This window comes from Yoonia sp. R2-816 (genome assembly GCF_046762905.1).
GTDB lineage: Bacteria > Pseudomonadota > Alphaproteobacteria > Rhodobacterales > Rhodobacteraceae > Yoonia.
In genome coordinates, this window is sequence record NZ_JBKQXN010000352.1 from 52,112 (window position 1) to 63,970 (window position 11,859).

Consider the following 11,859-nt stretch of genomic DNA (forward strand, 5'->3'; position numbering starts at 1 on the left):
GAACGGTCTGTGTCGCAGCGCACATTCGCCACAGAAGTTAAGACAAAATTAACCTTGCGCGATGTTGCAATGGTGGTCGCTGGGGATCGGCAAACGCCCCTTCGATCATGGCACTAACCCTCGCATTTACTGGGGTTTGAACGCCGTGAACCTCGCCACGCGCGACGATATGCCCGTTGAGCCATGCAACCTCGGACGCCCGCCCGAGTGCATAGTCATCGGCCATTGAGGATCGTGCTGCCGGATCGATCCGCAGCATGGATTGGGCGATCCGCAGGAAGATGAAATCGGGCAGGCGCAGCAGTGTGGGCAGAATGCGTGGATGCACCTTGCCCAGCCGTTCCAGCCGGATGCCTTCGGCGCGGGCCACGGCAAGCCCCTCGCTGATGCAGGCGGCCAGCACCCGCCGCCAGTTTCGATCTTCCAGCTGGGTTTTTAAGGGCAGGCCGGACAGCGCGTTGAGCGCATTGTTGAGGTTCATCAACAGTTTGGACCATTGCACGCCTTGCATATTGTCATGGCAAAGAGCGGTCAGCGGTGTGTTGGCCAGCGCATCGCAGAGCGCGCGCCCGGTCGGCCCAAGGATGATTTCGCCGTCGGTTGTCTGGCTGAAATGGTCAGGCCTGCTGCGCACGACGTTAAAGCCGACCATGCCCGGGGTGATCCGGTCAGGCCCCAGCGCCTGCCCCAGCATGTCGCAGTTGGTGACCCCGTTTTGCAGGCTGATGATCTGTGCCGTGTCCGGTGCATGGTCCAGGATGATCTGTGCCGCGCTGGCGGTGTCGGACGATTTCACGCAGAGCAGGATCATCGTCGCATCGGTCAGCGCCGCGGGGTCGGCGGTGACAATCGGGGTGCTGCGATGGGGTGTGCCGTCCATCGCGCTGACGGTCAGCCCATTGGCCAGTGCGGTGACAAGCGTGTCCCGCCCGATCAGGGTGACGGGGTGCCTTGCTGCCGCCAGCATGCCACCGACATAGCAACCGATGGACCCGGCCCCCAGAACCGTGATCATCCCGCGGCCCGCCCGGCCCGCCGCCCGGAATGGATGCAACCGCCAAGGAATGTGCCCTCCAGCGCGTTGTTGCCGTGGTAGCCGCCACCGCCGAAACCTGCCGCCTCGCCCGCTGCATAGAGCCCGTCGATGGTTTTGCCACCCGGCGCAAAAACCCGCGCGTCAAGGTCGGTGTGGATGCCGCCCAGCGTCTTGCGCGTCACGATATGCAGTTTGACGGCGATCAGCGGTCCCTTGGTCGGGTCGAGGATTTTGTGCGGTTTGGCGGTGCGGATCAGTTTGTCACCCAAGTAGTTGCGCGCGGTGTGGATCGCGGAAATCTGGGCGTCCTTCGTGAAGGGGTTGTCGATCTGCGCATCGCGAGCGTCGATCTGGGCGCGCAGGCGGGCGGGGTCGATCAGGTTGCCGCCGAGTTGGTTCATGCCGCGCACAAGCGTGTCGAAATCATTGGCGACGACGAAATCCTCGCCTTTTTCCTTGAACGCCTCGACCGCCGTTGTGGCACCCTTGCCCAGCCGTTCCTTGAGCACGCCCCGCCATTGCCCGCCGGTCAGGTCGGGGTTTTGTTCGGAGCCTGAGAGGGCAAATTCCTTTTCGATGATCTTTTGCGTCAGGACGAACCAGGTGTGGTCATGCCCGCGTCTGCAGATTTCATGCAGGGTCGACATGGTGTCGAAACCGGGCAGGCAGGGGGCTGGCAGCCGTTCGCCGGTGGCGTCGAACCACATGGATGAGGGGCCAGGCAGGATGCGGATGCCGTGTTTGGGCCAGATCGGATCCCAGTTATGCACCCCTTCGGTGTAGTGCCACATCCGGTCGGTGTTGATCAGTTCGGCCCCGGCATCGCGCACGATATCAAGCAGCAGCCCGTCCACATGTTCGGGCACGCCGGACACCATTTTTTCCGGCAGTGGCCCGGATTTGCTGGCGTCCCAGTTGCGCCGGACCAGATCGAAATTGCCGCCGATCCCGCCGGAGGTGACGATGACCTGATCACAGCGGATGTCAAAACAGTCGATCACGTCGCGGTTGGTGGCGGCCCCGCGTGCGGCGTCATCGGGGGCGAGGATGTCACCGGCGACGCCCGTGACCTTGCCGTTTGTGATGTCCAGCTGCGTGACCCGGTGGCGGAAGCCGAAGGTGACCTTGCCCGCCTTCTCTGCGTCCAGCACCCGGTCTTCGAACGGCTTGAGCACGCCGGGGCCGGTGCCCCATGTGATGTGAAAGCGCGGGATCGAATTGCCGTGCCCATCGGCAAAGCTGCCGCCGCGTTCGGCCCAGCCGACCACGGGAAACCAGCGCATGCCGAGGCTGTGCAACCAGGGCCGCATGTCGCCGGCCGCGAAATCAAGATAGGCGTTGGCCCATTCACGCGGCCAGTGGTCTTCGGGCCGGTCGAACTGGGCTGAACCCATCCAGTCATTCAGGGCCAGCGCGTGACTGTCCCTGATCCGCAGCCGCCGCTGTTCGGGCGTGTCGATCATGAAGAGCCCGCCGAGCGACCAGAATGCCTGTCCGCCGAGGTTCTGCCGCCCTTCCTGATCAAGGATCGTGACGGTTTTGCCCCGGTCGATCAGTTCATTGGCGGCAACCAGCCCGGCCAGCCCGCCGCCGATGATCACCACATCGCTTTGCATCATGCCGCCCCCTTTGTGGCCCGCCGCATCAGGTAACCGCCGGGCAAGGCCCCCAGATACATCAGAATACCATACATGGCCGCAGGCAGGGCGATGGCTGGCAGCGCCTCTGGCCCCGCATGGATAATCCCGGCGAGCGTGATGCCGAGGGTGGAGTTCTGGATGCCGGTTTCCATCGCGATGGCCGCCCGGTCACGCACGCCAAGCCCGGCGCCGGTGGCGATGGCCCAGCCAAGGGCCAGCAGTACCACGACCATGCAGAATGTCAGCGGGGCGAGGGTGGCCAGATTGGCGGTGAACACATCCCATGATGCGGCCAGCGCCCCAATGACGATGACGACGAAGAGGATGGTGGCGAGGACGGATACCGCCCCTTCGATCCGCCCGATAAATGTCGGGGCCACCGCCCGCAGGATCATGCCCAGCACGACTGGCACCGTGGTAATCGCGAACATGGCGAGCGCAAGGCTGGTGATGTTGATGTCCAGACTGCCCGCATCCATGAACAGTCCCGCCCAGAAGACGACGAGGATCGGCACGGTTACCACCGACAAAAGGCTGATCAGCCCGGTGAGCGAGATAGAGAGCGCCAGCGTGCCGCCCACCAGTTTGGTCAGGATGTTTGAGGTGACGCCGCCCGGGCAGACGGACAGGATCATGATTCCAAAGGCGAGTTCGCCTGACATGCCGAAGATCATCACGAAGCAGTAGGCGACCAAAGGGATCAGGACCACCTGCGCGAACAGGCCCGCGATCAGGGCGCGGGGCTGCCGGATGATCCGGACGAAATCGCCGACGGCCAGCCCCAGCCCGAGTGACAACATGATGATCCCGAGGGATATCGGCAGGAAGATTGAAATGAGCGCGTCCATGGCGATGATCCCTGTCGTTTACTTTTTGTTGTGGATCATAGTTGCGGTTGTGCCGGGCTTGTCAAACGACGGTCAGGTTTCCGTTACGTCGCCGCATCATTCTCCTTTCCAGACAGGTGGTCGTTTTTCGATGAAGGCCCGCGCGCCTTCTGTTGCGTCCGCGCTATTACCGATCTTGCCAATGATCTGATCATTGGACGGCCATTGGGCGATATCCATCTCCTCGTAGGCGCGGGTTGCGATCTCAAGCGTGCCACGAACGGCCAAGGGGGCGTTTTGCGCAATCTCAGATGCCAGCGCCTTGGCTGCGGTCAGGGCCTCGCCATCTGGTGTGACCTTGTTCAGCACACCCCATTGCGCCATTTGATCGGCGCCGTAGGGTTTGCCGGTCAGCAGCAGTTCATTGGCCAAGGCGCGGGGGATGTAGTGCGGCAGCCGGATGGCCCCGCCTGCGCCGGGGATCAGGCCGATCCGGACCTCTGGCAAAGCGAATTGGGCGGATTGGCCGGCGATGGCCATGTCGCAGGTCAGCATCATCTCGAACCCGCCGGCCAGTGCGGCGCCTTCGGCGAAGGCCTTGAGGTCCATGCCTGCGCAGAACAATTTGCCTGCGCCGGTCAGGATGGCGGCGCGCACATCCTTGTCGCCTTCGGCCCGGTCGAATGCGTCGCGCAGGGCGTCGCAGACTGCCGGGTTGATCGCGTTGCGTTGATCGGGACGGTTGAGGGTGACAATCGCGACGCCGTTTTCGGCGTGGTAGAGGACAGGTTCATTGTTCATCTTCTGCTTCCTTTTCGGCGCGGGCGCGCAAGTCTGCGCGGATGATCTTGCCGGTGGTGGTCATTGGCATGTCGTCGATGAAACGCACCACTCGGGGAAATTCGTAGGCGGCGAGTTTGGTTTTGACGTGGGCGGCGATATCGCTGGCCAGATCATCGGACGGGCTGTGCCCCGCGGCAAGCTGAATGTAGGCCGCGACGATGGTGCCGCGGATCGGATCGGGTTTACCCACGACCCCGGCCAGTTGCACGGCAGGATGGGTGAGCAGGCAATCTTCGATCTCGGCCGGGCCGATGCGGTAGCCGCCGGAACTGATGATATCGTCGTCGCGCCCGATGAAACGGATGCGACCGGTGGGGGTCTTGCAGCCCTTGTCGCCGGTCAGCAGCCATTTTTGACCGTCGATGGTGATGAATTTGGCGGCGGTCGCGTCAGGCTTGTTCCAGTATTCCAGAAACATCACCGGGTCGGGTGCGCGGACGGCGATGCTGCCTTCCTCGTCCGTGTCGCAGATGCGCTGGGTGTTTTCATCAATCACCTCGACCGTGTGGCCCGGCACTGCAAAGCCCATGACCCCAGGTTCCGCCGGTTCCAATGCAGCGCAGGAGGATACGATCATGTTGCATTCGGTCTGGCCGTAGAATTCGTTGATGGTGGTGCCGAATACCTGCTGCCCCCAGGCGATCAGCTCCTTGCCCAGCGTCTCACCACCGCTGGCGACGGACCGCATCGGCACAGGTTCGGTCGGTGTATCGAGCCGCATCAGTTTCAGCGCGGTGGGCGGCAGGAAGGCGTTGCGGATATTGTGCGTGCGGATCAGGTCGAACGCGGCGTGCGCGGTGAATTTGCGGAACCGGCAGGCCACAACGGGAACACCATGGTGCAAGGCGGGCATCAGCACATCGAGCAGGCCGCCGATCCAGGCCCAGTCCGCCGGGGTCCAGATCCGGTCGCCAGGTTGGGGAAAGAAATCATGGCTCATCTCGACCCCAGGCAGGTGGCCAAGCAGGACGCGATGGGCGTGCAATGCGCCCTTGGGGGCGCCGGTGGTGCCGGAGGTGTAGATCAGGATCGCGGGATCGTCGGACTTGGTCGGTACCGGAGAAAAATTATCAGATTGAGTAGTGGTGAGCGCGTGCAGGTCTTCGGCGCCATTGCTGGCCCCGTCAATGCTCAGAATGATGGACAGATCGGGAAGTTGGTCACGCAAGGTTGCCAACACTGCTGCACCGTCTGCATTCGTGATGACTGCACTCGCTGCAGAATCCCGCAGGCGGTGCAAAAGCGCGTCCGGCCCAAACAGCGTGAAAAGCGGCAGGGAAATGCCGCCCATCTTGGTTATAGCGACATGCGCGACAGCGGTTTCGACACACTGGGGCAACAGCACGGCAATGCGTGATCCTTGCGGCACATGGTCGGTCAACGCGTTCGCCAGTTGGTTCGACATGCGGCGCAAATCCGCGAAGGTGTGGACAACAGATCGACGGTCAGCAGCTACATCGATGATGGCTGGGCTGTCAGGGGCCGTGGCTGCAGGTCTGTCGCATATATCCACGCCAATATTGTAGTATTCGGGGATCGCCCAGCAAAACGCATCTCGCGTTTCTGCTATCGTTGGCTGTTGGTGCAACACGCTGCCCTCCCCGCAAGAAAAATGAACAGGCGTTCAGTTAAAGTCAATGCGAGGACACGAGAATCGCAAGGTATTGATTCGGCTAAGATATTGCGTTTTTCTAGCAGAGGTTGTGCTTGGGATCGGCATTATCCCGCTTAAGCGCCAAATTTCCGCAACGTCAGCCTAAAAATAGATAAATATTTCTTTTTTGGCATGATTTCCGTAAGGCCCTTATTTTGTTGAATAAATATCGATAATTTACTATGGGTTAAGTATGTCAAGCCGCAATAAATGGGGTATTCCCGCAACATTAACCGAAGATGAACAAGGTGTTTTCTGACCGTTCATGATGCACCTTTCATACCGGTTTTAACGGGTTCTTAATGTCTTTGGGGAGGCAGGACAGAACAAGTACCGGATTATGGAGTGTTACATGTTTATCGGGCAGTTCCCCACAGACGAATGCGTCGCAGTCGATCAGACGGATTGCGTGACCCATATTTCCAGCCATCGCAAGTTCATGGCTGGCAAGCGCAATGAGGGCAAAGATACACCGCAACGCTCCAAACCGATCGAGATTGATCCTTTTCCCAAGGTTGATGATATCATTGACCGCTTGACCAGCGACACAGAAGTTGCTGATCTGCGCATCAGAGCCAGATCATAGGGGACGACGTCTTTATCTCGTGTGAAATTGGTGGGGGCCAGTTAAATAGTGAGCTACCATGAAATCGTGGCTGCCGACATTCGTGATGCTAACATGGTTAGCGCCTTCGGCATCGTTTGCCGACATCCAGGAGCTCTCTCAAACCGAGCTGCGGTCCGTTGTTGCGTCTTCTGACGTTATTGCAACGTCACGCCTGATCAACGGGGTAGAAAGATATACCGGTGGTCAGGTCGTCGAAGTACGTGCATTTCTGGTTGATGGTATCCTCGCCTACCGGGCGCTTGTTCGCCAGCCCGACGGTCAGCTTGGAACGATCATGGTTGATGGCAGCACCGGACACGCAATTACACCTACATCTCGCGCTGGACGCCAAGTAACCGAGCTTTCACGCACGCCAAGCGCCGTTACGACTGCAAAGGAGTCCAACGGAAACGGTCGCAACACGTCCAGTGGCCTGCTGAATCGCGGCAATAGCAATGGCGGCGGGAACGGCAATGGCAACAATGGCAACGGCAATGGAAATGGCGGCGGCAGCGGTTCCGGAAGCAACGGAAACGGTGGTGGCAACAGCGGCGGCAATAGCGGCGGTGGAAACGGCGGCGGCAATAGCGGCGGCAGCGGCGCCGGAAGCAACGGCAACGGCGGTGGAAACAGTGGCGGCGGCGGCAACGGCCGTGGCAATAACGGAAACGGCAATGGCGGCGGTAGCGGTGCCGGCAGCAACGGTAACGGTGGTGGCAACAGCGGCGGCGGGAATGGCCGCGGAAATGGCCGAGGATAACGCCAGGTCAGCCAAAAACTTGCCCCAAAAAAGACATTAGGGCAGATTAGCCACATCGTTATGCGTATATTACTTGCAGAAGACGAGCATGTGCTCGCAAGCCAAATCAAAAGCGTTCTTTGCTCTGAAGGCCGTGTTGTTGACGTTGTCCATGACGGTGCCGAAGCCCAGTTTCTGGGAGAGACGGAACCTTACGACGTCATCGTTCTGGACATTGGCCTGCCCCAACGTGACGGCCTGACCGTTCTCAAGAATCTGCGCGCCAAGCAGATCGACACGCCGGTGCTGATCCTGACGGCGCGCGATGGATGGTCCGACAGGGTTGACGGACTTGATGCCGGTGCTGACGATTACCTGACGAAGCCGTTCCACATGCCAGAGCTGTCAGCCCGTGTAAGGGCCATGATCCGACGCAAGTCAGGCCAGACAAACCCCGTGTTTGAAAAGGGTAATGTGGTCTTTGATACGCGCAGCAACCAAGTGACGTTGAATGGTATTCCGGCTACACTGACGGCCCAGGAAATTGCGGTTCTGTCTTACCTGTTCCATAACTCAGATCGTCTGGTGTCCCGAACCGAGCTGTCGGAGCATATCTACGAATACGATGGCGATCGAGATTCCAATACCATCGCTGTCTTCGTCAACCGTCTACGCAAGAAGCTGGGCAACGAACTCATCGAAACTGTCAGGGGCCGCGGCTACGTCATCAAAGTTGCTGCATGAGGTCCTTGCGGACTCGGGCTGTTGTCGGCGGGATTATTTGGGCGATCTGCTCCATCCTCATCGGCGTCTTCGGGCTTGCATCATATCTCGATACTCAGACACAAGCGCGCTTTGACGAGCTATTGATCACGCGCCACACACAAGCCGTGATCGAAGTCGCCAACGCCTATGAAAATCCAGATCAAATCGCAAACCGCATCGGTGATCCGGCTTATCGGCAGCCCTTCTCTGGTCAATACTGGCAGGTCGAAGGTCCTGATGGCGGGATTTACGTTTCAGCCTCTTTGGTTGATACGCTTTTGCCGCGTCCGGGTCCGCAGATCGGCCGCATTTCGATTGGGAACTTTGTCGGCCCGACAGGCGAGCGACTGCGCCGGATCGAAGAATGGCTCACGCTGGAAGATGGGTCGGTCTGGCATGTGCAGGTGGCAGCGTCGTTGCAAAGTCTGTTTGAAGATAGAGCAAAGCTGCGCGGTAATCTGGTTCTGGCTTTTGGTCTGATTGCGACACTCGGTGTCATTGGCGCTTTCTTACAGGCATCAACGACCCTACGCCCTCTGAACGATCTCCGCCGCGATGTGCTGTCGCGCTGGGATACCGAAGGTGATCTGGATGCGGCTGCTTATCCAATTGAGGTCGCGCCGCTTGTGACAGATATCAACACGCTTTTGGAACGGAACCGCGAAATTGTGAGCCGCTCGCGCCGTCAGGCCGCTGATCTGGCGCATGCGGTGAAAACGCCTTCGGCCATCGTGCGCAACGAACTGGAAAAACTGGCAAAGGCGGGGCAGCCGATGGGTGCGTCGATTGAGGCATTGGACCGTCTTGATGCCCAGTTGAAACGGTCATTTGCCCGTATGCGTGCCGATGGAGGCAGTGCGGCCATGCACACCTACACCGACCTGGATACCTCGCTGGGCCGCATGACCCGCGCCTTCAGCGCGCTGGCACGCAATCAGGATAAAGCACTCACTTCCGCCATTGATCCCGGTCTGCGGGTTCGGATGGATCAGAACGACTTTGAAGAGGTCATTGGCAATCTGATGGATAACGCGATGAAATGGTCAGAGAGTACGATCTACATCGCGGCAAAACAGGCGGATGACGAGGTTGAAATCCTGATTGAAGATGATGGTCCGGGCATTTCTGAAGATGATTACGGACTGGCTACTCTCAGCGGGCAGCGGTTGGATACGTCCAAGCCGGGTACGGGGCTGGGTCTCGCAATCGCGGCCGACCTCGCCCACGCATATGGTGGCAAGATTTCTTTGGGCGAAGCGCGGGAACTTGGCGGGCTCCTGGCCATGGTCCGGCTGAAAACCTCCGGTCTGTGACACCACCTCATCATCGCGCTGGCCCTACAGGCCCCACAACGCTAGACACTGGCGGCAAATCATCGGGGCCAAATAATGCGCAAACTGACATTTCTGGTGCTCATCCTTGGCGCGCTTTACAGCGGATACTGGTTCTACGGTGCCCGTTCGGTTGAGCAGGGCGCGTTGCAAGCCATCGAACAGGCGCAGCAAGACGGGTGGGGCGTGTCCTACAGCGCCCTGCAGACGGTCGGTTTTCCGTCGCGCTTCGACACCAGCGTCACCGACCTGACCTTAACAGCTGCAGATGGCCTTTGGTCTTGGCAGGCCCCGTTCCTGCAGGTCTTCGCGCTCAGCTACCAGCCCAACAAGGTGATTGCCGCCTTCCCGCCCGATCACAACCTGCGTTTGGGCGACCAGACCCTGCAGCTAATGACGGAGGATTTGCGCGCCAGTGCAGGGGTGAAGGCCAATACCGATCTATCGTTTGACTCGGCCACAATTGAAAGTGGCGCTTTGTCGGTCACGTCGGATTTCGGCTGGGTTGCGGCGCTTGAGCGGGCATTGATTGCCACCCGCGCCGCCGATGCGGCCAATACCTATGATGTTTACATGGATGCAGATGGTCTAATCTTGCCAGCCGACCTGATTGCCCAAATTGATCCCAAGAACCAACTGACTGATGTGATTGATCGTTTGGTTTTGGACAGCCAGGTCACGCTTGATCAACCATTGGATCGACACGCTGCGAACCCTCTTGCACAGTCTTTCACCTTGAACAGGTTTGCCATTGACTGGGGTGATATCGCCCTGGCCGCCGCAGGAACCATTGATATTGATGCGCTGGGCGTGCCTGATGGCCGGATCACAATCAAAACCGATCAATGGCGCGAGATTATTGATCTACTGGTGAATGCCGGCGCGATCCAACCCGGCGTGGCCCCGACAATCACCAATATGGCCAGCACCATGGCGCAAGAGGGCCAGACGCTGGAACTGCCGATCAGTTTTCAAAACGGATTCATGTCAGTCGGGCCGTTGCCCATCGGACCGGCGCCGCGGTTGCGTTAGTCTCGCCCGAACAAACCTGTTAATGCCCGGCGCACCAATGCTGTCACAGACGGGCGCTTGGCCAAGTGGAACGGCAATGGTCGGCACACCTCAATCGCTGCCACACCAACCCTCGCCGTCAGGGCGCCGTTCACGACGCCCTCACCAAACCGGCGCGATACTTTAGACAGCACGCTGCCACCGGCCACTGACCCGATCAGATCATCGCCTACGGCTACGGCACCTGTTGCGACCAGATGTGTCAGCACGGATCGGGTCAATCGCCAACTGCCCAACGTTCCGGCACGCCCGCCATAAACCTCCGCAATCCTGCGGATCATCCGCAGATTGGCGGTTAATGCTGTGAACAAATCGGCCAAGGCAATGGGCACAATCGCTGTGACCGTGGCCACCTGCCGGGCCGCCGCCTCGACCTCGCGCATCGCGCGGGCGTCCAGTGGCGCGATTAATGTCGTTTCAGCGAGGCCCAGTAACCCATCAGCATCCAGAATATCCGCCTGTCGCTCAGTCAATTCAGCGCGGACCCACGCCGTGTCTTCGCGTGCCGCATAAAGCCGGTCGAGCGCGGCAATCACCGCCCGAGCCCCTTTCAGGTCCGATGCGGCCAACGCATCTGCCGCCTGATGCTGAATCGTGTCCAGCCTGCGCAACCGGCCAAAGGCCGCCAGTTCCCGCAAGGCCACGACAAGCAGAACCAGTACCAGCAAAATCACCAGCGCCGTGGCGATCCCGCCAAGGATGACGGACCGTTCCAGCAAACCGGTCACGTAATCCCATGCAGCAAGCGAGGCGACAAAGCCAATCAGCGCCACCGCCAATGACCAGAACCATCGCGTTAAGCGGGACGGGCGGCGGGCCGCCAATGCGGCGACCTGTTGCATCGCTGCCGCCTTTTCAGGGCCGACAATGTCGGGGACAGCAGGGGCAGCCTCTGGCTTGGCGTCTTCGGCGTCTTCGAGATCGATCAGTACAGGTCCACGGCTCATGACCCAGCCCTCCAGACATAGCGGATATCGGGGACCTGTTCCTCATTTTTGGCGCCGTCCGTAAACCTTTCGGCGATAAACCCGTGTCGTTCATAGAACCGGCGCGCGCCCGTATTTGGCTGAAAACACCACAACGATAACTGGTCTGACCGCGTCTTCATCTTTTCCAGCAAGGCAGAGCCGATACCAAGGCCCCGTGCTGCGGCTGCTAGATAAAGTTGACTGATCTCTGTACCGTTGCGCACGACAAATCCTTTCACGCTGCTATCATCCGCAACGATAACATCATCCTTTTCAACGGCTTGGCCGATGAACCAACGGTCCTCTTCGATGGTATGCAGGCGCGGTACAAATGGCGTCGCAGTGAACCAGTCACCGATAATCTGCGCCATCGCCTTC

General features: G+C 59.7%; 12 protein-coding genes. 5 read left to right on the forward strand and 7 right to left on the reverse strand.

What is annotated here, in order from left to right:
- Positions 1 to 37: 37 nt before the first annotated feature.
- From ACFWW2_RS26835 to ACFWW2_RS26855, 5 genes are all read right to left on the reverse strand, one after another.
- Positions 38 to 1,015: a 2-dehydropantoate 2-reductase gene (locus tag ACFWW2_RS26835; RefSeq protein ID WP_393933773.1), complete on the reverse strand. Its 978-nt coding sequence runs from the start codon at positions 1,013 to 1,015 to the stop codon at positions 38 to 40.
- On the reverse strand, positions 1,012 to 2,652 hold the full coding sequence (locus ACFWW2_RS26840; protein WP_393934127.1) for an FAD-binding dehydrogenase: 1,641 nt from the start codon (positions 2,650 to 2,652) through the stop codon (positions 1,012 to 1,014). The genes ACFWW2_RS26835 and ACFWW2_RS26840 overlap by 4 nt, the downstream gene beginning before the upstream one ends.
- The gene (locus tag ACFWW2_RS26845; RefSeq protein WP_393933775.1) at positions 2,652 to 3,524 is read right to left on the reverse strand and encodes a bile acid:sodium symporter family protein; all 873 of its coding nucleotides are present in this window, start codon (positions 3,522 to 3,524) and stop codon (positions 2,652 to 2,654) included. The genes ACFWW2_RS26840 and ACFWW2_RS26845 overlap by 1 nt, the downstream gene beginning before the upstream one ends.
- 96 nt (positions 3,525 to 3,620) lie before the next feature.
- Complete coding sequence (locus tag ACFWW2_RS26850; protein WP_393933777.1) at positions 3,621 to 4,304, reverse strand: enoyl-CoA hydratase-related protein; 684 nt, start codon at positions 4,302 to 4,304, stop codon at positions 3,621 to 3,623.
- A complete protein-coding gene (locus tag ACFWW2_RS26855; protein WP_393933779.1) occupies positions 4,294 to 5,937 on the reverse strand; it encodes an AMP-binding protein in 1,644 nt (547 codons plus the stop codon). Before ACFWW2_RS26855 ends, ACFWW2_RS26850 begins: the two co-directional genes overlap by 11 nt.
- A gap of 415 nt (positions 5,938 to 6,352) precedes the next feature.
- On the opposite strand from ACFWW2_RS26855, the gene ACFWW2_RS26860 reads away from it, so the two are divergent.
- The 5 genes from ACFWW2_RS26860 (at position 6,353) to ACFWW2_RS26880 (ending at position 10,474) form a co-directional block, all read left to right on the forward strand.
- Positions 6,353 to 6,586 carry a hypothetical protein gene (locus tag ACFWW2_RS26860; protein WP_393933781.1) on the forward strand — a complete coding sequence of 78 codons (234 nt, stop codon included), beginning with the start codon at positions 6,353 to 6,355 and terminating at the stop codon, positions 6,584 to 6,586.
- Between the two features lie 58 nt (positions 6,587 to 6,644).
- Entirely contained in the window at positions 6,645 to 7,367 is a 723-nt protein-coding gene (locus ACFWW2_RS26865) for a hypothetical protein (RefSeq protein WP_393933783.1), read from the forward strand.
- 60 nt (positions 7,368 to 7,427) lie between these two features.
- Complete coding sequence (locus tag ACFWW2_RS26870) at positions 7,428 to 8,090, forward strand: response regulator transcription factor (RefSeq protein WP_393933785.1); 663 nt, start codon at positions 7,428 to 7,430, stop codon at positions 8,088 to 8,090.
- A gap of 146 nt (positions 8,091 to 8,236) precedes the next feature.
- On the forward strand, positions 8,237 to 9,424 hold the full coding sequence (locus ACFWW2_RS26875) for an ATP-binding protein (protein ID WP_393933787.1): 1,188 nt from the start codon (positions 8,237 to 8,239) through the stop codon (positions 9,422 to 9,424).
- A gap of 75 nt (positions 9,425 to 9,499) precedes the next feature.
- On the forward strand, positions 9,500 to 10,474 hold the full coding sequence (locus ACFWW2_RS26880; protein WP_393933789.1) for a DUF2125 domain-containing protein: 975 nt from the start codon (positions 9,500 to 9,502) through the stop codon (positions 10,472 to 10,474).
- On the opposite strand, the gene ACFWW2_RS26885 is transcribed toward ACFWW2_RS26880, so the two are convergent.
- Together ACFWW2_RS26885 and ACFWW2_RS26890 are read right to left on the reverse strand one after the other, a co-directional pair.
- The gene (locus ACFWW2_RS26885; protein ID WP_393933791.1) at positions 10,471 to 11,460 is read right to left on the reverse strand and encodes a YcjF family protein; all 990 of its coding nucleotides are present in this window, start codon (positions 11,458 to 11,460) and stop codon (positions 10,471 to 10,473) included. The genes ACFWW2_RS26880 and ACFWW2_RS26885 overlap by 4 nt on opposite strands.
- Entirely contained in the window at positions 11,457 to 11,852 is a 396-nt protein-coding gene (locus ACFWW2_RS26890; protein WP_393933793.1) for a GNAT family N-acetyltransferase, read from the reverse strand. Before ACFWW2_RS26890 ends, ACFWW2_RS26885 begins: the two co-directional genes overlap by 4 nt.
- Positions 11,853 to 11,859: the final 7 nt, after the last annotated feature.

Coding starts and splice junctions, on each gene's coding strand:
- ACFWW2_RS26845 (WP_393933775.1), bottom strand. CDS start 3,524: ATGGACGCGCTCATTTCAATCTTCCTGCCGATATCCCTCGGGATCATC.
- ACFWW2_RS26840 (WP_393934127.1), bottom strand. CDS start 2,652: ATGCAAAGCGATGTGGTGATCATCGGCGGCGGGCTGGCCGGGCTGGTT.
- ACFWW2_RS26890 (WP_393933793.1), bottom strand. CDS start 11,852: ATGGCGCAGATTATCGGTGACTGGTTCACTGCGACGCCATTTGTACCG.
- ACFWW2_RS26880 (WP_393933789.1), top strand. CDS start 9,500: ATGCGCAAACTGACATTTCTGGTGCTCATCCTTGGCGCGCTTTACAGC.
- ACFWW2_RS26885 (WP_393933791.1), bottom strand. CDS start 11,460: ATGAGCCGTGGACCTGTACTGATCGATCTCGAAGACGCCGAAGACGCC.
- ACFWW2_RS26865 (WP_393933783.1), top strand. CDS start 6,645: ATGAAATCGTGGCTGCCGACATTCGTGATGCTAACATGGTTAGCGCCT.
- ACFWW2_RS26860 (WP_393933781.1), top strand. CDS start 6,353: ATGTTTATCGGGCAGTTCCCCACAGACGAATGCGTCGCAGTCGATCAG.
- ACFWW2_RS26835 (WP_393933773.1), bottom strand. CDS start 1,015: ATGATCACGGTTCTGGGGGCCGGGTCCATCGGTTGCTATGTCGGTGGC.
- ACFWW2_RS26870 (WP_393933785.1), top strand. CDS start 7,428: ATGCGTATATTACTTGCAGAAGACGAGCATGTGCTCGCAAGCCAAATC.
- ACFWW2_RS26850 (WP_393933777.1), bottom strand. CDS start 4,304: ATGAACAATGAACCTGTCCTCTACCACGCCGAAAACGGCGTCGCGATT.